The sequence below is a fragment of the Cobetia sp. MM1IDA2H-1 genome, from assembly GCF_002916775.2.
Classification (GTDB): domain Bacteria; phylum Pseudomonadota; class Gammaproteobacteria; order Pseudomonadales; family Halomonadaceae; genus Cobetia; species Cobetia marina.
The window spans coordinates 1,310,197-1,331,376 of record NZ_CM133225.1 but is presented as its reverse complement, the minus strand read 5'-3'; the positions used below and the strand labels follow the sequence as shown (position 1 = coordinate 1,331,376).

Annotated in this window: 18 protein-coding genes; 5 read left to right on the top strand and 13 right to left on the bottom strand. The window is 63.0% G+C overall.

Annotation, left to right across the window (positions count from 1 at the left end):
* Positions 1-219 precede the first annotated feature (219 nt).
* The 6 genes from BOH68_RS05710 to BOH68_RS05685 form a co-directional block, all read right to left on the bottom strand.
* Positions 220-2,241 (bottom strand): DUF4955 domain-containing protein, encoded by a 2,022-nt coding sequence (locus BOH68_RS05710; protein ID WP_077372721.1) that lies wholly within the window; start codon positions 2,239-2,241, stop codon positions 220-222.
* A gap of 221 nt (positions 2,242-2,462) precedes the next feature.
* Entirely contained in the window at positions 2,463-2,735 is a 273-nt protein-coding gene (locus BOH68_RS05705; protein ID WP_043334560.1) for a DUF2160 domain-containing protein, read from the bottom strand.
* Between the two features lie 73 nt (positions 2,736-2,808).
* Positions 2,809-3,609 (bottom strand): carbohydrate ABC transporter permease, encoded by an 801-nt coding sequence (locus BOH68_RS05700; RefSeq protein WP_077372718.1) that lies wholly within the window; start codon positions 3,607-3,609, stop codon positions 2,809-2,811.
* An 11-nt stretch (positions 3,610-3,620) separates the two neighbouring features.
* Positions 3,621-4,490 (bottom strand): carbohydrate ABC transporter permease, encoded by an 870-nt coding sequence (locus tag BOH68_RS05695; RefSeq protein ID WP_077372715.1) that lies wholly within the window; start codon positions 4,488-4,490, stop codon positions 3,621-3,623.
* The gene (locus BOH68_RS05690; RefSeq protein WP_077372712.1) at positions 4,490-5,704 is read right to left on the bottom strand and encodes an ABC transporter ATP-binding protein; all 1,215 of its coding nucleotides are present in this window, start codon (positions 5,702-5,704) and stop codon (positions 4,490-4,492) included. Before BOH68_RS05690 ends, BOH68_RS05695 begins: the two co-directional genes overlap by 1 nt.
* Positions 5,704-6,870, bottom strand: coding sequence for an ABC transporter ATP-binding protein (locus BOH68_RS05685; protein ID WP_077372709.1), 1,167 nt, complete (start codon positions 6,868-6,870; stop codon positions 5,704-5,706). Before BOH68_RS05685 ends, BOH68_RS05690 begins: the two co-directional genes overlap by 1 nt.
* Positions 6,871-7,308: 438 nt before the next feature.
* Between BOH68_RS05685 and BOH68_RS05680 the strand changes: the two genes are divergently transcribed.
* Complete coding sequence (locus BOH68_RS05680) at positions 7,309-9,333, top strand: sigma-54-dependent Fis family transcriptional regulator (protein ID WP_077373237.1); 2,025 nt, start codon at positions 7,309-7,311, stop codon at positions 9,331-9,333.
* Between the two features lie 148 nt (positions 9,334-9,481).
* Here BOH68_RS05680 and BOH68_RS05675 read toward each other — a convergent pair whose 3' ends face one another.
* The 6 genes from BOH68_RS05675 to BOH68_RS05650 all read right to left on the bottom strand — a co-directional run bounded on the left by BOH68_RS05675 (position 9,482) and on the right by BOH68_RS05650 (position 15,122).
* A complete protein-coding gene (locus BOH68_RS05675) occupies positions 9,482-10,333 on the bottom strand; it encodes an ABC transporter permease (protein WP_077372706.1) in 852 nt (283 codons plus the stop codon).
* A 3-nt stretch (positions 10,334-10,336) separates the two neighbouring features.
* Positions 10,337-11,638, bottom strand: coding sequence for an ABC transporter permease (locus tag BOH68_RS05670; protein WP_077372703.1), 1,302 nt, complete (start codon positions 11,636-11,638; stop codon positions 10,337-10,339).
* Between the two features lie 158 nt (positions 11,639-11,796).
* The gene (locus tag BOH68_RS05665) at positions 11,797-12,954 is read right to left on the bottom strand and encodes an extracellular solute-binding protein (protein ID WP_240499558.1); all 1,158 of its coding nucleotides are present in this window, start codon (positions 12,952-12,954) and stop codon (positions 11,797-11,799) included.
* 100 nt (positions 12,955-13,054) lie between these two features.
* Positions 13,055-14,194 (bottom strand): ABC transporter ATP-binding protein, encoded by a 1,140-nt coding sequence (locus tag BOH68_RS05660; protein WP_373996111.1) that lies wholly within the window; start codon positions 14,192-14,194, stop codon positions 13,055-13,057.
* A gap of 423 nt (positions 14,195-14,617) precedes the next feature.
* Positions 14,618-14,779 carry a YqaE/Pmp3 family membrane protein gene (locus BOH68_RS05655; protein ID WP_043334518.1) on the bottom strand — a complete coding sequence of 54 codons (162 nt, stop codon included), beginning with the start codon at positions 14,777-14,779 and terminating at the stop codon, positions 14,618-14,620.
* Between the two features lie 82 nt (positions 14,780-14,861).
* Positions 14,862-15,122, bottom strand: a complete 261-nt coding sequence (locus tag BOH68_RS05650; RefSeq protein ID WP_240499559.1) for a hypothetical protein — start codon at positions 15,120-15,122, stop codon at positions 14,862-14,864.
* Between the two features lie 335 nt (positions 15,123-15,457).
* On the opposite strand from BOH68_RS05650, the gene BOH68_RS05645 reads away from it, so the two are divergent.
* The 4 genes from BOH68_RS05645 to BOH68_RS05630 all read left to right on the top strand — a co-directional run bounded on the left by BOH68_RS05645 (position 15,458) and on the right by BOH68_RS05630 (position 20,505).
* Positions 15,458-16,207, top strand: a complete 750-nt coding sequence (locus tag BOH68_RS05645) for a glutathione peroxidase (protein WP_077372697.1) — start codon at positions 15,458-15,460, stop codon at positions 16,205-16,207.
* A 114-nt stretch (positions 16,208-16,321) separates the two neighbouring features.
* Positions 16,322-17,806: a dihydrolipoyl dehydrogenase gene (locus tag BOH68_RS05640; RefSeq protein WP_077372695.1), complete on the top strand. Its 1,485-nt coding sequence runs from the start codon at positions 16,322-16,324 to the stop codon at positions 17,804-17,806.
* Between the two features lie 212 nt (positions 17,807-18,018).
* Positions 18,019-18,438, top strand: coding sequence for a CBS domain-containing protein (locus BOH68_RS05635; RefSeq protein ID WP_077372692.1), 420 nt, complete (start codon positions 18,019-18,021; stop codon positions 18,436-18,438).
* A gap of 630 nt (positions 18,439-19,068) precedes the next feature.
* Positions 19,069-20,505 (top strand): D-serine ammonia-lyase, encoded by a 1,437-nt coding sequence (locus BOH68_RS05630; RefSeq protein WP_077372689.1) that lies wholly within the window; start codon positions 19,069-19,071, stop codon positions 20,503-20,505.
* Here BOH68_RS05630 and BOH68_RS05625 read toward each other — a convergent pair.
* Positions 20,482-21,066: a YqaA family protein gene (locus tag BOH68_RS05625; RefSeq protein WP_077372686.1), complete on the bottom strand. Its 585-nt coding sequence runs from the start codon at positions 21,064-21,066 to the stop codon at positions 20,482-20,484. The genes BOH68_RS05630 and BOH68_RS05625 overlap by 24 nt on opposite strands.
* Positions 21,067-21,180 lie beyond the last annotated feature (114 nt).

Genomic DNA, 21,180 nt, shown 5'->3' with positions numbered 1-21,180 from the left:
CCTTCATTGGCGTTATTGTTGTGTCGCGTCGTCCAACAACCACTTCCGTCAATCACGTATCACGCGGCGCGATATGCCGCGCGTGTCTCCTGCCGGTACTGCTTGTCCTCCTGTCGTTCCGGGTACGCTGTCTTGCCTTTGCTGCGTTGCTGCTCGGCTGGCCGGGCATCTGACTGTCAGTCCGTCTGCCAGATGCCCGACGGATTCAAGCTTTCCGGGTCACGGGTGCGTCTCGCGAAGCAGCGCGCGTTGAGCACGATAGAGCGAAGCTGGCTCAACGGCCTCGCCGGGGGATTCCACTCGCGCCTGCAGCTTGTCCAGCGCCTCAAGCTGCGGGTAGTCCGTCACGCCCTTGGCGTTCATCACCCGCTCGTAATCATGGCGACTGGCGATGCCCAGCGCGCGGCCGGTGGCGCCCACTACCGTCGGCATGATCACCTTGCCGAAGTGTGAGTCGGCGCGCATGAAGGGCCAGGCATCGTGCGGCTTGCCGGTATTGACCGGATTCCACAGCACCAGCCCGCGCAGATGATTGGGCTGATGGCCGACACTGGCGCCCCAGCGGTCGCGTACATGGCCGCCTCGCTTGCGGTCGAAGAGATTGTCCCGCGGCTGCTGACCATGCAGTTCGATCCCACTGTCACCGCCATGCTCCAGTTCAAGGTAGACGTTATGGGTCGCGTAGCGGGCCACGCCGGGCGCATGCCATGCATGACTTTGGTCGACCACCTGCCTTGCCAGCACCTGATTGCTGTCACTGATCGTCATCGCGATATGCCCCGGCTTGCCGGTCATCCTCACGTCCTCGAGCGTCACCTGGGAGCTGTGGCGCACCTTCACTCCCTGATTGAAACTGTCGAGCCGGACATCACGCACCCAGCCATCGGTGATGCCATCGAGATCCAGCAGGCCGAAGCCGCTGTCGTCCTCGGCGCTGCGATGATGCTTGAAGTGCCCTCGCCAGTTGCCCTTGAGCGTGATGCCTTCGACCCCGACCTCATGCGCCGGATGGATGCGCGCGATACGCCACTGCTCACCGGGGAAGCGCTCGTGCACCACCGGCAGCGACAAGGTCAGCCGATTGCCTTCTCGTGCCAGCACACGGTAGCGAGCGCGCTTGACCACCCCATCCCGCTCGATCAGCCAGCGCGACTTGCCGGTTCTGGCCTCCTTTTCCATCTGATAGGGTACCAGAGCACGTGCTACCGCTTGCGGGCGCTTGTCGATGCTCTCCAGCAATACCTCATCCCCCGCCTTGAGCGATGACGCCTGTGCCACGCCCGCCAGTGTCACCGTGTCCTGCGTATCGGCAGGCTGCACGCGAGCCGTCGCGGCGATGGGCTGCCAGGCTTCCTGACTCCCGCCCTCGGCCAGCGTCCTGCCTTCCTCCAGATTGCCAAGATGCAGCAACCAGGGCGTGCTCCAGTACCAGCTGGCGTGCAACGGCAGCATCGGCCGGGTCTGCTTGAGACGGGTCCTGTCGCTTCCGTCTCCCGCCAGTGTCCAATGACTGCCGGCCAGGCTCAGCCCCTGCATCTTGAGCAATGCCTCGCGCAGCGTCTGCTGGCGCGCCTCATCCGGGACTGCCGCCTTGAGCGCGATCATCCGTGCATAGAACCAGTCGCGCTCCGCGGGGCCGAACAACACATAGTCACCGGCAGGAAAATAGAGCACCCCGTGCCGCTGAGGGCTGTCCCCATCATGCTCCCCCTGCTGCTGCCAACGACGCATCGCGGCATGGGCGCGCAGTACCGCCTCTCGGTCACTCACGTCGTCCGTGCCATCAGCGCCATAATCCGTGACATCGAAGCGCCTGACGCTGCGAGACTCTGATTCCCGCTTCCGCGCCTCTTGTGCATTGGCTCCCGTCGCCAACGCCGCCGGGAGAGCCTCTCCCTGGTGATAGCCAGCTTGCGAGAAGTCCGGCAAGGGCAGCGGCTCGCGCTTGTCTGCCGGCAGCGCCTGATTGGCCTGCCACACCCGCTGATACGCCTGCCACAAGGGGGGTTGCCCTTTGTCCTGCTGCCCGCCACTTGCAGAATGGCCCTCTGAAGAATGGCCCTCGCCAGCCCCGCCCTGCTGATCCTCTACCGACACGGGGGTCGTGACCCACCAGCCGATGGCAACGACACAGACGAGGCCCAGTCCTGTCAGCCCGGCACGAATGACACGACGGCTTTTCCTGCCGGAAGAAACAGAGTCAGTGGTAGACGAATGACGCGAGGATTCGGTAGACGACATGCAGCAGGGTTCCAGAGCGATGACAGATGACACTGGCTTGGCCAGTCAGAACCGCTTGGGACTCCTGTCAGCACCTCGGGTTCCCTGTTGCCACAAGGCGACGCTGCCCGTCGTCAACGCTCACACCCCATTCCCACATCTCACTTCACCTCTCGTTTCTTCACTTCTCGCTTCTTCTCATCCCCACATCCCCCTCACTTCACCCTCACCTCATCCCCACTTCATCCCCACTTCATCAACACCAGCATCCAGACGACACAGACGATGCTGATCATCCACAGCACCTGATCAGTGAAGCCCAGCCACAGCAGATGCAGCCAGCCGCTGGAGAGCAGGCCGATGAACAGTCTGTCGCCACGCGTGGTCGCGATGGGCAGAAAGCCCTGACGACTCAGCGTCGGGGTCACGAACTGCCAGGCGGTCATGCCCAGCAGCAAGGTGCCGATACCGGCAAAGAAGAGTGACGTGGGCAGTGTCCAGGCCATCCATTCCATCATCATGTCCTCTTGTAGGCCGTCAGCAGCGACTCGCTGGCGGCAATGACAGCGGCGCTCGTCTGGCCGCCGCTCACACCCGACCCAGGGCGAAGCCCTTGGCGACGTGATTGCGCACGAAGTAGATCACCAGGATGCCGGGAATCAGCGTCAGGGCGCCGGCGGCGGCCAGCACGCCCCAGTCGATGCCCGAGGCCGAGACCGTTCGCGTCATCACCGCCGCGATCGGCTTCGCCTCCGTCGAGGTCAGGGTTCGCGCCAGCAACAGCTCCACCCACGAGAACATGAAGCAGAAGAAGGCGGTCACCCCGATGCCCGGGCGAATCATCGGAATGAACAGCGTCAGGAAGAAGCGCGGAAAACTGTAGCCATCGATATAGGCCGTCTCATCGATCTCCTTGGGCACGCCGGACATGAAGCCTTCCAGAATCCAGACCGCCAGCGGCACGTTGAACAGACAGTGCGCGAGTGCCACCGCCAGCGGAGTATCGAACAGTCCCACCGAGGAGTAGAGCTGGAAGAACGGCAGCAGGAAGACCGCCGGCGGTGCCATGCGATTGGTCAAGAGCCAGAAGAACAGATGCTTGTCACCCAGGAAGCGATAGCGCGAGAAGGCATAGGCCGCCGGCAGTGCCACCGTCAGCGAGATGGCCATGTTGAGCACCACATAGCTCATCGAGTTCACATAGCCCATGTACCAGCTGGGGTCAGTGAAGATCACCCGGTAGTTGTCGAAGGTGAAGTTCTCGGGCCACAGGGTCAGGCCGCCGAGAATCTCCTGATTCGACTTGAACGACATGATCAACAGCCAGTAGATCGGCACCAGCAGGAACAGCAGGTAGATCGTCATTACCAGACGCTTGCGTGTTTTCATCACTCGTCTCCTCAGGCGTCGTCACTGTCCTGATGGGTCATGGCGGTATAGAACAGCCACGAGACCAGCAGGATGATGAGGAAGTAGATCAGCGAGAAGGCAGCGGCGCGTCCGAGATCGAACTGGCCGATCGCCATCTGGGTCAAGGTCTGGGACAGGAAGGTCGTGGTGGTCCCCGGCCCGCCACCGGTGAGGACGAAGGGCTCGGTGTAGATCATGAAACTGTCCATGAAGCGCAGCATGATGCCGATCAGCAGCACGCTCTTGAGCTTGGGCAGCTGGATGTAGCGGAACACGGCCCAGGGTGAGGCACGGTCGATGCGCGCGGCCTGATAGTAGACATCGGGAATGGCGCGCAGCCCCGAGTAGCACAGCAGTGCCACCAGCGACGTCCAGTGCCAGACATCCATTACCAGCACCGTCACCCAGGCGTCGGCCGGATTGGAGGCGTAGTTGTAATCGATGCCCAGTTGCCCCAGCGCCCAGCCGTAGAGCCCGATGTCCTCACGCCCGATAATCTGCCAGATGGTGCCGACCACGTTCCAGGGAATCAGCAGCGGCAGGGCCAGCAGGATCATGCACAGCGAGACCATGAAGCCCTTGCGCGGCATCGAGAGCGCCACGGCGATCCCCAGCGGAATCTCGATGGCGAGAACCGCGAAGGAATAGACGAACTGGCGAACCAGCGAGTCGTGCAGGCGCTCGTCGCGCAGGATCTCGCGATACCATTCGGTCCCCACGAAGAAGCGTGTGGAGGGATCGAAGATGTCCTGCACCGAGTAGTTGACCACCGTCATCATCGGGATGATGGCCGAGAACGCCACCACGATGACCACCGGCAGCACCAGCCACCAGGCGCGATTGTTGTGTGTGCGTTGCATCAGGCGTTTCCTCCCGGCTGCTCTCCACTTTCCCCTCTGGCAAAGCTGTCCGCCTCGCCGCTGTCGGGCGCGCCGGCCTGTGACAGGTCCAGCAGATGCTCATCGAGATAGAAGCGCTGCCAGCGGGCCGGTAGCCGCAGCCGCACACCCCCGACAGGGATAGGCGCATCTTCCTCGATACGTGCCTTGAAGATGCAGCCACCGCCGATGTCGAGATCCACCACCTTGTAGGTGCCAAGATCCTGCACCAGCGTGACCTGACCACTGAGCCAATGCTCGCGGATGTCGGAAACCGCCGCAGCGGGTGAGCTGTCGCTGGCCTCGAGCTCGATGAATTCGGGGCGAATGCCCAGCTTCAGCTCGCCCTTGCGCTCCTCAAGCGTCGCCAGCAGCGCCCGTGGAAGGTGCAGCAAGGGCGCGTCCTCCCCCGTCCCGAGCCGCACGCCCTCTGATTCCAGCGTGATGCTGGCCAGATTCATGCCCGGCGAGCCGATGAAGTAGCCCACGAAGGTGTGAGCGGGGTCCTCGAACAGCTCGCGCGGGGTACCGAACTGCACGATGCGGCCTTCATACATCACCGCGATCTTGTCGGCGAAGGTCGAGGCCTCCAGCTGATCATGGGTGACGTAGACCATGGTGATGTTGAACTGCTCATGGATCTGCTTGAGCTTGCGCCGCAGCTTCCACTTGAGGTGGGGGTCGATGACCGTCAGCGGTTCATCGAACAGGATGGCGGCCACGTCATCGCGGACCAGCCCGCGGCCCATCGAGACCTTCTGCTTCTCGTCAGCCGTCAGGTTGCTGGCACGCCGCGTCAGCAGGTCTTCCAGCTCCAGCACCTGGGCGATCTCACGTACCCGAGACTGCACCTTGTGCTCCGGCTGGCGCTGATTGCGCAGCGGAAAGGCCAGATTGTCGAAGACCGTCATGGTGTCGTAGACCACCGGGAACTGGAACACCTGAGCGATGTTGCGCTCTTCCGGCGGCAGCCGATTGACCACGCGATCATCGAAGCGCACCTCGCCCTCGGAGGGGGCCAGCAGCCCGGAGATGATGTTGAGCAGCGTGCTCTTGCCACAGCCCGACGGGCCGAGCAGTGCATAGGCACCGCCCTGCTGCCAGACATGGTTCATGCGCCGGATGGCGTAGTCACTGTCAGCCGCAGGCGCCGCCAGGTAGCTGTGCGCCAGATCATTGAGGTGTATTTCCGCCATCAGGCCAGCCCTCCGCCAGTCGTGGTGGATCGCTCGGGCGAGCGGATCAGTGCCCCGTCGCCGCCCGGGCCTGCCACTTCACCGCCAGCGCGGCCCTTGTCATCCGCGAAGACGAACAACTTGTGCGCGGGGGCATAGACCCGGATGGCATCATCCACGGCGAAGTCGTGGATACCGGACAGGTGCAGCACCAGGGAGTGATCGTCATTGCTGACATGCAGGAAGGTTTCGGAGCCGGAGATCTCGGCGATATCCACCGTGACGGCGAACTCGAGATCATCGTCGGCCAGCGGCGCCAACCCCAGATGACTGGGACGGATACCGAAGCGATAGGCCCCGCTCTCGAGCCCCACCAGTGGTGTGGGCAGCACGAACCGGCTGCCCTGCTCGCCGGCACTGGCGGCACCGGAGAACGCCAGTTCACGCCCACGCACCTCGGCCTCGAACAGATTGATCTGCGGCTCAGAGTAGAGCTTCGCCGCCTCGACACTCACCGGATGATGGTAGACGGCCTCGGTAGGCCCGGACTGCAACACCCGCCCTTCATGCATCAGGGTGGTGGTGCCACCGAGCGCCAGCGCCTCACCGGGTTCGGTGGTGGCGTAGACGGCGATGGTGTTGCGGGTCGCGAACAGGCTGCGCATCTCGTGGCGCAGCTCTTCGCGCAGCTTGTAATCAAGATTGACCAGCGGCTCATCGAACAGCACCAGGTCAGCATCCTTGACCAGCGCCCGCGCCATGGCCGTACGCTGCTGCTGACCGCCGGAGAGCTCCGCCGGCTGACGCGCGAGGAACTGCTCGATATGCAGCATCTCGGCGATCTCGTGCACGCGGCGACGGATTTCCTCCGGCGCCATGCGCGCCAGCTTCAGCGGCGAGGCGATGTTGTCGTAGACGCTCAGACTCGGGTAGTTGATGAACTGCTGATAGACCATCGAGATGTTGCGCTCGCGCACCGGGCGGCCGGTCACGTCCTCGCCGTTCATCACGATTCGCCCATCACTGGGCGCATCGAGGCCTGCCATCAGGCGCATCAGTGAGGTCTTGCCGGACAAGGTGCGTCCCAGCAGCACATTGAAGGAGCCGGGCTCGAAGGTCAGGTCCACCCTGTCGATATGGGTCTCGCGGCCAACCCGGCGGGTGACCGCCTCAAGGCTCAAGGACATGGCGCTGTCTCGTCTGGTGAAAGTCATCGGGGCAGGGACACGGCCAACCACTGCCGAGTGTTCATACCCACCTGGTGACTCTCATCTAGCGAACCCTGTGCCAGCCGCGCGCAACCCCGTGCCCACCGACACCCTCTGCCAGCCCTCGCATACCGCCAGATCGCCCTCTTTCGTTGATCATTCAGTCACTTGCCAGATGCGACCAAGGCAGGGGCAGACCATGGTCTAGCCCGTCAACCACCCCGTCTGCCGCTACTCTGATGAACAGTGTCTGAACACTGGAGTCCTCGGAACTGAACACTCGCCACGCACAAGTGAACATTGCCGTGAACACTCCCCAAGACCGAAAACAGCATCGATGACAGCACCGATAACAGTACCGATAACAGCATCAATAACAACAGAGGCCTGAAAGGCCCGCCGCACAAGGGATGTCTCATGACAGCACGCCATCATTCCGCCAGCCACGTCGATAACCACGTCGATAACCACACCGCCGCCACCCCAGCTCACTCCACGCCCCATCCCGCCGTTGCTCCCGTGGCACTTCAGCATTCCTCACTGGTGTGTCCGCCGGAAGAGCTCGTCTGGCGTCAGCGTCAGGCCGCCAGCCTGATGGCGACGGTGGCGTCAGCGGTGGCCGGTCATACCCTTAACCTGCTCGATCACTGGCAGGCGTGTCTGGTGCTGACCGACCGCGACGGCGTGGTGCTGGCAAGCTACGGCCATCAACAGCTGCTGGGCAATGACGCCACCCTGCTGCGCCCTGGCGCGCGCTGGCGCGAGGAATCGCTGGGGCATAACGCCATCGCCGAGACGCTGAATGCGCCGCGCGCCAATCGCCTGGCACGCATCGCGCTCGACGCGCATGACGCCGAATGCCTCAAGGGGCTGGCCAGTGCCAGTGCCGCCCTGCTGGCGCCCGCGAGCTGGAGCAGCCGCCGCGGGCTGACCCCCGGTGCCTGCGAGGGCTGCCTGGGACTGATCTGTGATCCCTATCGCGTCCGCCAGTACAGTCTCGGCATGCTCGGCGTACTGGCGGATGACATCGAACAACGCCGTCTGGGCGAGGCGCTCGGGCATGATCATCATCTGTTGCGCCTGCATCTCAACCGTTCTCAGCTGGACTCGCCCAGCGCCGCCCTGCTGGCCATCACGCCGCAGGGCCAGGTCGCGGCCGCCAGTCGCAGAGGACTGCAACTTCTGGCAGCGCACCTTGAGCTCACGCCATCGCCAGATTGCGCGGAACACCCGGCGGACAACGACAGCTGCGCCACGCGCGATGACCTCCATCTGTTGCTGGGCCAGCCCCTGGCTCGCTGGCAGCTGGACTGGGCACCGCTGGCCCAGCTTGACGACGCGGAGTGCCTGACGCTCACGCAACACCCGCATTTCACGGGCTACGCCTTGTGCGGTGTCCTGCCCAGGCCACGCATTCAGGCACGCGCGCCAGCCACTCACCCCACCGATGAGCGAACTGGCCCGCTGGCCACTCAGGCCGCTGCCTGCCATCCGAGCCTTGCGCGCCTGCATCATGGCGATGCCGGCTGGGCCCGAGTCTGCGAGCTGCTGGCACGGCTGGTGAACGCTCGGCTGCCACTGCTGCTGCAGGGCGAGACAGGTGTCGGCAAGGAAGAGGTGGTCAAGGCGCTGCATCAGGCCAGTCATCGCGCCCATCAGCCGCTGGTCGCCATCAATTGCGCGGCATTGCCCGATGAGCTGGTCGAGGCTGAGCTGTTCGGGTATCGGCGCGGCGCCTTTACCGGTGCCGACCCTGCGGGGCGCGAGGGCCGACTGATCGAGGCCAATGGCGGACGCCTGTTTCTGGATGAGATCGGCGATATGCCACTGCATGTCCAGGCGCGTCTGCTGCGCGTGCTGCAGGAGCGTGAAGTCACCCCGCTGGGCGGCGGCAAGCCGCAGCGAGTCGACTTCGAACTGGTGGCCGCCACCCATCAGCCTCTCAGCGAGCTGGTCAAGGCAGGTCACTTCCGGGCGGACCTCTACTACCGACTGTGTGGCGCCAGCATCGCCCTGCCGCCACTGCGCGATCGCCAGGACATGGCTGGATTGAGCCATGCCCTGCTGACACGGCTGTGCCGGGAGCAGCAACGCGAGCTGCCACGCATCACCCCTGATTTCCTGAACCGTCTCATGCAGCATGATTGGCCGGGCAACGTGCGTGAGCTGGACAATGTGTTGCGTCTGGCACTGGCGCTGTGCGATGGGCCGTCTCTTGAAGCGTGCCACGTGATGCTGTCGGGCGAATTCAGCAGCGCATCGCATGCACAACATTGCGCCATGCTGCCGCCCGAGAAGCCTCCCCTGCCCCCGCTGCATGACCTCTCCAGTGCCGAGGAGCTGCAGAGCGCGCTGGACGCGCTGGGCGGCAACGTCTCGCGTCTCGCTCGGGAGCTGGGCATCAGTCGCACCACGCTCTACAAGCGACTCGGCGCGGCCTGACGCAGCAGGCTTCTCCTCAAGCCCCGGCCCTGAAACGCCCGTGCCCCCGCAGACAGACTCTGCGGGGGCACGGGCGTTTCACACGACTCACATTTCTTACCGCTACCAAGCACCTAACACTCAGCACTCAGCATTCAAGGACAGGGGGTCAGCTCGGCGTCAGGCCGCGCAGGCGCTCATTGCGACGGCGAATCAGCTCCAGTGTCGTCAACAGCAGGATCGAGACCAGCACCAGCAGCGTGGCCACCGCCAGAATCGTCGGACTGATCTCCTCGCGGATACCGGACCACATCTGGATCGGGATGGTGGTCTGCGCCGGCCCGGCGATGAACAGCACCACCACGACTTCATCGAACGAGGTGATGAAGGCGAACAGCGCACCGGACACCACGCCCGGCGTCACCAGCGGCAGGATGATGCGGAAGAAGGTGCGACTCGGACTTGCCCCCAGCGAGTGCGCCGCACGCGTCAGAGAGTGATCGAATCCGGACAGCGTCGCCGTCACCGTGATCACCACGAAGGGAATGCCTAGCGCGGTGTGCGCCAGAATCACGCCCAGATAGGTCTGCGTCAGCCCCAGCTTCGAGAAGAAGAAGAACATCGCCGCGGCACTGATGATCAATGGCACGATCATCGGCGAGATCAGGATCGCCATGATCGTGTTGCGAAACGGCATGAAGCGACTCGAAAGCCCAAGCGCGGCAAGCGTGCCCAGCACCGTGGCCAGCACCGTGGCACACACCGCGACGAAGATGCTGTTCTTGATCGAGCGCATCCACTCATCCGACGTGAAGAACTCCTGATACCAGCGCAGCGAGTAACCCTCCGGGTCCAGCGACAGCATCTTCTCCGAGAAGGTGAAGTAGGGTTCGGCATTGAACGAGAGCGGAATGATCACCAGGATCGGGCCGATCAGGAACAGGAAGATCAGCGCACAGAGTGCGCAGAACACCCAATGCCAGATCCGCTCACCACGTGTTGCATAGGAAGGTATGGCCATCTGTCACCCCAGTTTGACCTTGTCGACACCGATCAGGCGGTTGTAGACGAGATAGAAGAGGATCACCACGACCAGCAGGATCGAGCCAATGGCCGCTGCCAGTCCCCAGTTGAGCGAGGTCTGCATGTGATAGGCGATGAAGTTGGTGATGAAGCGGCCCGACTGCCCGCCCACCAGTGCCGGCGTGATGTAGTAGCCGATGGAGAGGATGAAGACCAGAATCGAGCCTGCTCCGATACCCGGCAGGGTCTGCGGGAAGTAGACGCGTCGGAAGGCGGTGATCGGCCCGGCACCCAGCGAGCGCGCCGCGTGCATGTAGCTGGGCGGAATGGTCTTCATCACCGAGTACAGCGGCAGGATCATGAAGGGCAGCAGGATGTGGGTCATCGCGATGATGGTGCCGGTCTTGTTGTAGATCATCTGGATGCGCGCCTCCTCGGCGAGTATCCCGACGCCCACCAGCATGTCGTTGAGCACCCCCTGCTGCTGCAGGATCGCGATCCATGTCGTGGTGCGTACCAGAAGCGAAGTCCAGAACGGCAGCAACACCAGAATCATCAGCAGATTGCCGCGCCCGGCAGGCAGGGTCGCCAGCAGCCAGGCCACCGGATAGGCCAGCAACAGACATAGCCCGGTGATCGCGGCGCTCATCCAGAAGGTCCGGATGAACAGCGAGACATGGATCTGCAGATATTCCGGCTTCTCGACGATCTCGCCAGTGGGAGAGAACTGACGATCCACCGCCGCCAGATAGTAGGAAGCCGTGTAAGGCGTGGACTCGCGCTTGATCAAGCGCCAGATGTCCGGGTCCTGCCAGTCCTCATCGGCCTCGATCAATGCCGCCTTGTAAGGGGCCTCCATGCGAGCGGCCTTGCGTGCACTCTTCATGAACAGTGAGCGCATGCCCGACATTTCATAGTTGAGACGTGAGGCGACACGCCCGAGATTGCGCGCCTTGAGGCCCGCGGCAAGGTCATCTGCCAGCGCGGCGTAGGTAGCCTCATCCGGCAATCCCTCGCCGTCCCAGTCAACCAGCGCCTCACTGGTGCGCGGCAGATAGGTGGAGACTTCCGGGTTGTCGACACTGCGCGACAGCATGTCGAAGATGGGCATGACGAAGGCCAGCCCGATGAAGATCAACAGCGGTGCCACCAGCAGCAACGCCTTGAGACGGCTGCGGCGGATGGCACGATTGAGACTCTGTTTCAGGGGCACGCCGTCGGCGGTGGTCAGTGCCGCGCCGGGGGCTCCATTGGGGTCATGTTCTGCGCTTCCGGACGTGGCCGGGGCGGAGGAATCGCTCATCCTGCACTCCTTGATCGGCTATCCGAGGATGCCTGAGCCGTCAGCCGCTTCCCGCACGTGAAGGCGGGGACGAGCACGAACTGCCGGGCGATCAGGCATGATCAAAAAGGCCCCGGCGCGCGGTCGTGCGCCACCGGGGCCATCGGGTCAGTGCGGAATCAGCGTGCCAGCCAGGCGTTGAAGCGCTGGCTCAGCTCATCGAGGTTGTCGGCCCAGAACTCGTCATCCTTGGGAATGGCGGTCTCGAAGTTGGGGCCGTAGGTCGGCATGTGCGGCTTCATGTCGATGCCCGTATCGGCGTGGGTCGAGACCAGCGCCGCAGACGAGGTACGTGCCGGACCGTAGGAGATGTACTTGGCCTGGTCCGCCAGACGCTGGGTGTCGGTGGCAAACATCAGGTAATCCTTGACCTTGTCGAGCTTGCCGGTCGGGACGACCCAGCCGTCCAGCTCGAACACCTGAGCATCCCAGACGATGGCGAAGGGCTGCTTCTCGTTGACCTCGGCATTGAAGATACGGCCGTTGTAGGCAGAGGCGAAGGCCACTTCCTTGTCCGCCAGCAGCTGCGGCGGCTGGGCACCCTCCTCCCACCAGATGACGCTGTCCTTGATGGTATCGAGCTTGGCGAAGGCACGCTCGATGCCTTCATCGGTCTCCAGCATGTCGTAGACCTCTTCCGGTGCCACACCATCAGCGACCAGTGCCCATTCCATGTTGTTGATCGGCTTCTTCTGCAACGCACGCTTGCCGGGGAACTCCTCGAGATTGAAGACATCATCGATGGAATCCGGCTGCTTGTCCTCGGGGAACATCTCGGTATTGAAGGCCACGATGTTGGAATAGACGATCTGCGGCACGAAGCACTCACTGAGCGAGCCTTCGATGAAATCCTCACTGGCCGGTGTTCCATCCGGCGCTGCCGCGAACAGGGTGTCCGGGTCCAGCGGCTCGATCAGCCCTTCGGAGCAGGCGATCAGCGCGTCGCTGGGCAACATGTCGACCAGATCCCAGGTGACGTTGCCTGCCTGTACCTGGGCACGCAGCCCCGAGAGCGCATTGGACGACTTGTCGATATTGACGACGGTATCGCCGCTCTTCTCTTCCCATGGCTCGTGATAGGCCTTGAGCTGGCTTTCACTGTACGCCCCGCCCCACGACACGATATTGAGTGTCTCGGCCTGAGCTGCGGTGGCGCCAAGGCTTGCCGTGGCGACCGCCACGACCAGAGCGGCACGCAGTGGCATGCTGGCCCCTGCGCAGGAACGCGACACCTGGGCGATGCGACGTGAAGAGATGAATCGATTGATCACTGACATGGGTGAATCTCCCTGAATTCTTGTTGTTGTACTGCACTCTTGTCGCGAATCGTGCTGTTGCTCTCTCGGGTAAGGCTTGCGTTCGTCTCCTGTGCTGTCGTCAGGCATCCAGTGCTCGGCAATCGCAGGCATCCCACCCGACCTGCAATGTCTGTCCGGGCCGCAAGGGTGGATAGCCTTCGGCATTGGGTGTCTTGATGATGAATTCGTCACTGCCACATACCGCCACTCGCGTGCGCAGATGATCTCCAAGATAGATCACCTCAAGCACCTCGGCGGTAAAGACATTGTCGGGGGGGGATGAAACACCTGCCTCTTCGCTGGACAGCAGGCGCACCCGCTCCGGGCGGAGCGACAGCTGGGTACGCTCGCCAATCTCATTGACGGCGACCTTGAGTGCCCGCACCTGCTCGCCACTGTCGAGGGTCACGGTGCAATGCGCGTCTTGTGCTTCCAGCTGTGTGACCTGCCCGTTGAGGCGGTTGTTCTCGCCGATGAAATAGGCGACGAAGGCATTCTCCGGCGCTTCATATAGCGCCTCGGGGGTCGCCAGCTGCTGGACGATGCCATCATTGAAGACCGCGATGCGGTCCGACATGGTCAGCGCTTCCGTCTGATCATGGGTCACGTAGAGCATGGTGACGCCGAGACGCTGGTGGATGCGCTTGATCTCGAACTGCATCTCTTCACGCAGATTCTTGTCAAGCGCCCCCAGCGGCTCATCCATCAGCACCAGTTCCGGCTCGAAGACCAGCGCGCGCGCCAGGGCGACCCGCTGTTGCTGTCCGCCGGAGAGTTGCCCCGGGCGGCGATCCCCGAATTCGCCGAGCCGCACCATGTCCAGTGCATTGGCCACCTTGGTGGAAATCTCTTCCTTGCTCATGCCGCGCACTTCCAGCGGAAATGCCAGGTTCTCGGCCACGCTCATGTGCGGAAACAGGGCGTAATTCTGGAAGACCATGCCGATGCCGCGCTTGTGCGGTGGCAAGTCGTTGATGGGGGTACCGTCGAGAAGGATGTCGCCATGAGTCGGCGTTTCGAAGCCCGCCATCATCATCAGGCAGGTGGTCTTGCCGGAACCGGACGGCCCCAGCAGGGTGACGAACTCGCCGCGCCGAACTTCAAGATTGAAGCCCTTGACCACCAGCGTTTCGCCGTCATAGCTCTTTTGCACATCATTGAAGATCGCGAAGCAGGAGCTGGTCTCCTGCGGCGCGTCGGGCTCTGCAGTCATGACCATGCGTGGTATCCATCATGTTGTTGTTATCGCGAAGCCCGCGATCGACCGGGCTTCACCCGCCCCGTGATCACTGCTCTCACTCCCATTTGACCCTACGGTGGCAGACCAAAGGCGACAAGCGGCACTCCCGCTGAATAGCGTTGAAAGCAGGCTATGCGAAAGTCTGAACATTGGACTATGAGCACGTTGCTTCCCGCCGCGAACCTCTCTCGCGGGACTCACGGGGCAAGGGCCTTGCCCGGCGAGCGCCCACTAGAAAGCCCCGCCTGCACGAATGTCAGACGGGGCCTCAGATCTTTCAACTTTCCAGGCCAGGTGGCGGCACCGATCATGTCAGCCGGTCGAATCAGCCGGTCAAGTTCGCAATGCCTCACGGGATGCGAACCCGCCCCACGGGGCCCGGACCGGGTCGCCCAGACCGGGTCAGAACTTAGTGATGACCCACACGGCGTGGATGATCCCCGGCAGGAAGCCGAAACAGGTCAGGATGATGTTGATCCAGAAATGCTTGTTGGCGACCCCCACCTGCATCAGTACGCCCAGCGGCGGAAGGATGATGGCCAGAATGATGCGAATGATATCCATAGTTTGCTCCTTGCGGGTGGAATTGGGTGACCTGATCCTCTCGTCCAACGTCTACCTGCAGCGTGACACACGAATGACGCACTCATGGCTTCCGTGGCGGTTCATCCTCATCTGTCGAGTCCTGCGACTTGACCCGGGAGTCACGATTGACCTTCTGTGCAAGCGACTCGGACTCCGCTGCCAGTTGCTCGTGATAGCGCTCCCAGTCCTCCCAGTCATGTGGCGTGCCACTGCGGGGACGGTGACTGCCCGACTCACGTGCGCGTGCCCAGGCGTGTTCTTCCAGACTCTGAGGCTTGTCCTCTTCCTTGTCCTTGTCGCCATCCAGGCCGTGCTTTGCCATGTACTCTCTTGCGTTCATCTGCTGCCTCGCTTGTCAGGCGCGAAACCTGACGATGCTGTGACTTACCCACTACCTGCGGCTGACACCGAGCAATATCAAGCCTACACACCGCTTTCGAACAAAAAACTCCGCAAACGTTCAGTCGCCCAGGCTCACGTCATCAAGAAAAGCTATCGCATCGCTTGATGCAATCAAATTCACCCGCCCCCGGCATCTGCATAGACTGGCTCCAGTTTCGCAAGGCACTGATTCTTCGAGGTCCTGCTTTCCTTTTCGAAGTCTTCATCGCCTGCCAACCCATTCAACATTCTCTTGTCGAGATCGGAGCCAATTTCATGCAACTCGAGTCACACGAAGGCCAGCAAGTCCCCAACGTCAGCTTCAAGATTCGCCGCGACGGCCGTCTGGTCGAACGCACCAGCGAGGAGATCTTCTCAGGCCGCAACGTGGTGGTCTTCGCCCTGCCGGGTGCCTTCACCCCGACCTGCTCTTCCACCCACCTGCCGCGTTACAACGAACTGGCCGATCGTTTCTATGCGGTCGGGATCGACGAGATCGTCTGCCTGTCGGTCAACGACGCCTTCGTCATGGAATCCTGGGGCGAGCATCAGGAAGCCGAGAACCTGAGCCTGATCGCCGATGGCAACGGTGACTTCGCACAGGGCATGGGCATGCTGGTCGACAAGAGCGATATCGGCTTCGGCAAGCGCAGCTGGCGCTACTCCATGCTGGTGCGCAACGGCGTGGTCGAGAAGCAGTTCATCGAGCCGCAGAAACCGGGCGACCCCTTTGAAGTCTCCGACGCCGACACCATGCTGGATTATCTGGACCCGGAAGCCGGCCGTCCCAGCTTCGCCACCCTGTTCAGCAAGCCGGGCTGCCCGTACTGCGCACGTGCCAAGCAGATGCTTGATGAAGCCCGCATCAGCTACGAAGTCATCGAAGTCGGCACCCGTGGCGTGACCTCTCGCACCCTGCGCGCCATGACCGGCCAGGCCACCGTGCCTCAGGTCTGGATCGACGGTGAGCACGTCGGCGGCAGCGATGAAGTCGCCCGCTACTTCGGCAGCCTGACCAGCGCCTGAGCGCTTCACGCTGACGTAACCCCATCGCCATCTCGTTTCATCATGCGCGGGTCACCCCGCGCCTGAGACCCCATTCAGTCAGGTGCGCCGCTGGCGCACCTTGAGGAGTACGACGTGAACGAACGCCAGGTTGAAGTCGCCATCATCGGCGCAGGCAGTGCAGGACTCGGCGCCTATCGCGCCGCCAAGGCCCACACCGATTCCGTGGTCATGATCGAGGGCGGCCCCTACGGCACCACCTGTGCCCGTGTCGGCTGCATGCCCTCCAAGCTCTTGATCAGTGCGGCGGAAGCCGCGCATCACGCCCGTGATACCGCACCGTTCGGCATCAATATCGAGGGTGAGGTCAAGGTGGATGGCCGCGCCGTGATGGACCGCGTCAAGCGGGAGCGCGACCGCTTCGTCGGTTTCGTGGTCGAGTCCGTGGAAGGCATCCCGCCGCAGGACAAGCTGCGCGGCAATGCACGTTTCGAGACCGCCAACAGCCTGATCATCGGCGACAACGAGACCCGCGTGACCTTCGAGCGTGTCGTGATCGCCACCGGCTCGCGCCCCAGCTACCCGGGCTTCTTCGAGAATGCCGGTGACCGCCTGATCATCAACGACAACGTCTTCGAGTGGGACGACCTGCCGGAATCCGTCGCCGTCTTCGGCCCGGGCGTCATCGGGCTGGAGCTGGGGCAGGCGCTCACGCGTCTCGGCGTGCGCATCCGCATGTTCGGCGTCGGCGGTGCCATCGGCCCGCTGCGTGACGAGAAGCTGCGTGCCAATGCCGATCGCGTCTTCAACGAGGAGTTCTATCTGGACCCGGACGCCAAGGTCGAGAAGATCGAACGTGTCGAGGACGAGAACGGTGCCGGTGTCGAGATCACCTTCATCGAGCGTGGCAGCGAAGCTCGCCTGACCGAACGTTTCGACTATCTGCTCGCGGCCACCGGTCGTCGCCCGAATGTCGATCGCCTAAATATCGACGCCCTCGGGCTGAAGCTGGACGAGCGCGGCGTGCCGATCTTCAATCGCCACACCCTGCAGACTCGCCTGAGCGATGACACCCCGAGCCATGTCTTCATCGCCGGCGACGCCAACAACGACCTGCCGCTGCTGCACGAGGCCTCCGACGAGGGCCGTATCGCCGGTGACAACGCCGGTCGCTTCCCCGAGGTGCGTGCCGGTCACCGCAAGAGCACCATCGCCGTCGTCTTCAGCGATCCGCAGATGGCGACCATCGGCCTCTCCACCGCCGAGATCGAACAGCGCTACGGTGCCTGCGACTGCTACGCGGTCGGCGAAGTCGACTTCACCGGCCAGGGCCGCTCCCGCGTGATGCGCATGAACAAGGGCATGCTGCGCGTCTATGGCGAGCAAGGCACTGGCCTGCTGCTGGGTGCCGAGATCTTCGGTCCCCGTGCCGAGCACCTCGCCCACCTGCTGGCCTGGTCCCATCAGCAGCGCATGACCATCGAGCAGATGCTGGAAATGCCCTTCTATCACCCGGTGATCGAGGAAGGTCTGCGCACCGCGCTGCGGGATCTCAATGCCAACCTGCAGCTGGGGCCGGCCGTGGTCGAACGCTGCATGGAGTGCGGCCCGGGCGACTGATCTCGCCGCACGACGCTCGGGGAGTCTGATGGCCACTGGCGATCGGACTCCCCGAGACAAGGCGACAAGCGGCGTCGGGCAGCTCACGATGGGATGCTCTATGCTCTGAACGAGACGTCGACATGCCGTCGGCTACCGCCTGGCGGGTAGCCGACATCCATCGAACGACTCCCTGCCCGGGCGTCGTCAGCGGCGAAGCAGGAGACCTGCCCATGAAAGCCACACAACTGAAGGTCCCTTCGACCCTTCGCGACATCATGTCCCGCGACTGTTATCGGGTGAAGGCACGCACCAGCATTCTGGAATTCGCCCACGGCCTGACCCATCACCGTCTGCCGGGTGCGCCTGTGGTCGATGACCTGGATCGTCTGGTCGGTTTCATCTCGGAGCAGGACATCCTCGGCAAGCTGCTCGACAGCGCCTATCACTGCGGCCAACACGCACAGGTCGGTGACCTCATGCATCACGAGGTCCTGAGTGTCGGCCCCAATGACAGCATCACCGACCTTGCACAGCGCATGAATGGTCATCAGCCCAAGGTCTATCCCGTGGTGGAACAGGGACGCCTGATCGGTGTGGTGACACGTCGTGATGTCCTGAGTGCCCTGCTCACCATGCAGGCGGGTTGCTGAACTGACATCCGGTGCGTGATTGCCTGACGACGCAGGCCAGACATGGCGCCGCGTGAAGAAGCATGCAGCGCCCATGAAAAAGCCCGCGCAGACATCCTGTCTGCGCGGGCTTTTTCATGTCTCTTTGACCATCCGATGTGCGAGGCCTTGCCTCACATGATTACCTGCCAGCTAACCCATTCATGTCCGGGTCATGATCTCTGGAGCGTCACCCCAGGACGGAAAAGTGCTTGCGAACGCAAGCCATGACGTTCTCTCGGGCAATGACGCCGTAGCATTGACTCGATGACCACGCCCTCGTGACCAAAAAAAACCGCCAGGCAGTGCATGGCGGTGGATAAGAACAGTTAAAGCCAGACATAACATCGCGATAACATCATGTCCTTGCCAACTATGACTGCAGCTTTGGCATTTCTATCCCGAGGGTGGCCAAAAAAATCGGCCTTTTTTGTCACAGACCTTTACCAGATGTGAAAGCTGGGCTACGTGCGTTGCCTGATGAAGACGCATGAGTCGGCTCGCATCATGTGCAGGGCCGAGTGATCACGAGACATGGCGGGCAAGGACGCGCTAGCCTGAGGCCTGTTCCCCATTGCTGCGCAATCGAGCCCCCCATCACAAGGACATCGCATGTCTGCCACGCCCCATGATCTGAGTGCCCTCACCCTGCATCATCCGGAAATTGCCACCTTGAGGGCTCGCCGGGAAATCAGCTGGCTGAATCCCGGACGACTCGACATCACGCAAGCGCAGGCCTCGCCGGCATTGCAGGCAAGTGGCGTGGGCGAACAGGATATCGAGGCTGCCGAGGCGCGCCTGGCACGTTTCGCGCCCTGGATTGCCGAGGCCTTTCCTGAGACGGCCGCCGCGTCAGGGCGCATCGAATCACCGCTGGTGGCAGCGCCCAGCTTGCAGCAGGCGCTGGGCGAGTCCCTTGCCACGCCTGATACCTCCCATGCCTCCGGGCAGACACTCCCCGGCCGCCTGATGATCAAATGTGACCATCAACTGCCGATCTCAGGGTCCATCAAGGCACGTGGTGGCATCCACGAGGTGCTCAAGCATGCCGAGCGTCTCGCCGTTGACGCAGGGCTTGTGCGTCTTGATGACGACTATCGCGCCTTCGAACACCCCGCGATTCAGGCACTGCTGGCCAACCAGCGGATACTGGTGGGCTCCACCGGCAACCTTGGACTCAGCATCGGGATCATGAGTGCCCGACTCGGCTTTCGCGTCACCGTCCACATGTCGGCGGATGCCAAGCAGTGGAAGAAGGATCTGCTGCGCTCGCGTGGCGCAGAGGTCGTGGAGCACAGCGGCGATTACAGCAAGGCGGTCGAGGCTGGACGCCGGGAGGCGCAGCAGCCAGACGCCCACTTCATCGATGATGAAAGCTCGCGGGATCTGTTCATGGGCTACGCCACGGCAGCCAGCCGCCTCGCGCGGCAGCTCGAGGAACAGGGGATTGCCGTGGATGCCCGCCATCCGCTGTGCGTCTACCTGCCCTGTGGCGTCGGCGGCGGCCCGGGCGGCGTGGCCTACGGCCTCAAGCAGGTCTTCGGTGACGCCGTGCACTGCTTCTTCGCCGAGCCGGTCAATTCCCCCTGCATGCTGCTGGGCATGTTGACCGGGAAGCATGACGGCATCGCGGTGGAGGATATCGGACTGGACAATCGCACCTGTGCCGATGGCCTGGCGGTGGGGCGCGCCTCGGCCTTCGTCGGACAGGTGATGGCACCGCTGCTCAGTGGCATCTACACCCTGTCGGATGACAGCATGCTCGAATGGCTGGCGCTGGCGCATGACAGCGAAGGGCTCAAGCTTGAGCCGTCGGCGCTGGCCGGGGTGCCCGGCATCATCCGCGTGCTGCGCAATGACGCCCCCGAGTGGCACGCCTGGCGAGCGGCTGTCGGGCTGGATGACGGCGAAGTGCAGGCCAGCACCACCCATGTCATATGGGCCACCGGCGGCAGCATGGTGCCCGATGAGATCTGGCAAGCCGACTATCAGCGTGGCAAGGCGTTGCTGGCGTCTGCCGGCAGATCAGGCGATGAACGCCTGCCATAACCACACGCCCGTCAGCGCCAGCCCGATCACGCCCAGCGGGCGTGAATAGCGTTGCCAGAGGGCCATCGCCTGATCCTCGACCAGTGCCACCAGGGCCGCCAGTCCGAAATAGCGCACTCCGCGCCCGACCAGTGCCGCCAGCAGGAACAGCCCGACCGGATACCCGCTGGCACCGGCGACCAGCATGGCGCTCTGAAAGGGAATCGGCACGATGCCGATCAGCATGATGGCGAGGAAGCCCTGCTCGCTGAAGCGCTGCTGGAAGGCTTCGAAGGCCTGCTGGCCGCCGAAGAAGCTGATCAACCCATCGCCCCACGCCGCCAGTGCATAGGCCCCTAGATAGAACCCCAGCAGCGCCGCGGTGAGGTTGCCGGCCAATGCCACCGCGGCCACTCGCCAGCGGCGCTCGGGATGGCGCAGCATCCACGGGATCAGGATGACCTCGATGGGAATCGGGATCAAAAGGGTTTCCAGCATCGAGGCGATGAACAGCCACAGCATGGCGTGGCGGGATTGATTGAGGCGGTCGAGCCAATCACTCGCGGAAGAGAGTTTCCACATGAAGGCAGCACGTTGTCCTGGATGATGAGCTGACCACTTTGCCTTGAGTCCGCCCCGCTTGCCAGCCTGGCCACACGCCTAGCCACACGCCTGACCTCGAAGCCTGTTCTCAAG

Bases quoted from the DNA above. Each gene is read 5' to 3' on its own strand.
- BOH68_RS05675 (WP_077372706.1), bottom strand. From the start codon at position 10,333: ATGGCCATACCTTCCTATGCAACACGTGGTGAGCGGATCTGGCATTGG.
- BOH68_RS05625 (WP_077372686.1), bottom strand. From the start codon at position 21,066: ATGTGGAAACTCTCTTCCGCGAGTGATTGGCTCGACCGCCTCAATCAA.
- BOH68_RS05705 (WP_043334560.1), bottom strand. From the start codon at position 2,735: ATGGAATGGATGGCCTGGACACTGCCCACGTCACTCTTCTTTGCCGGT.
- BOH68_RS05710 (WP_077372721.1), bottom strand. From the start codon at position 2,241: ATGTCGTCTACCGAATCCTCGCGTCATTCGTCTACCACTGACTCTGTT.
- BOH68_RS05630 (WP_077372689.1), top strand. From the start codon at position 19,069: ATGTCTGCCACGCCCCATGATCTGAGTGCCCTCACCCTGCATCATCCG.
- BOH68_RS05695 (WP_077372715.1), bottom strand. From the start codon at position 4,490: ATGCAACGCACACACAACAATCGCGCCTGGTGGCTGGTGCTGCCGGTG.
- BOH68_RS05670 (WP_077372703.1), bottom strand. From the start codon at position 11,638: ATGAGCGATTCCTCCGCCCCGGCCACGTCCGGAAGCGCAGAACATGAC.
- BOH68_RS05645 (WP_077372697.1), top strand. From the start codon at position 15,458: ATGCAACTCGAGTCACACGAAGGCCAGCAAGTCCCCAACGTCAGCTTC.
- BOH68_RS05685 (WP_077372709.1), bottom strand. From the start codon at position 6,870: ATGTCCTTGAGCCTTGAGGCGGTCACCCGCCGGGTTGGCCGCGAGACC.
- BOH68_RS05700 (WP_077372718.1), bottom strand. From the start codon at position 3,609: ATGAAAACACGCAAGCGTCTGGTAATGACGATCTACCTGCTGTTCCTG.
- BOH68_RS05665 (WP_240499558.1), bottom strand. From the start codon at position 12,954: ATGTCAGTGATCAATCGATTCATCTCTTCACGTCGCATCGCCCAGGTG.
- BOH68_RS05690 (WP_077372712.1), bottom strand. From the start codon at position 5,704: ATGGCGGAAATACACCTCAATGATCTGGCGCACAGCTACCTGGCGGCG.
- BOH68_RS05655 (WP_043334518.1), bottom strand. From the start codon at position 14,779: ATGGATATCATTCGCATCATTCTGGCCATCATCCTTCCGCCGCTGGGC.
- BOH68_RS05680 (WP_077373237.1), top strand. From the start codon at position 7,309: ATGACAGCACGCCATCATTCCGCCAGCCACGTCGATAACCACGTCGAT.
- BOH68_RS05660 (WP_373996111.1), bottom strand. From the start codon at position 14,194: ATGGTCATGACTGCAGAGCCCGACGCGCCGCAGGAGACCAGCTCCTGC.
- BOH68_RS05650 (WP_240499559.1), bottom strand. From the start codon at position 15,122: ATGGCAAAGCACGGCCTGGATGGCGACAAGGACAAGGAAGAGGACAAG.
- BOH68_RS05635 (WP_077372692.1), top strand. From the start codon at position 18,019: ATGAAAGCCACACAACTGAAGGTCCCTTCGACCCTTCGCGACATCATG.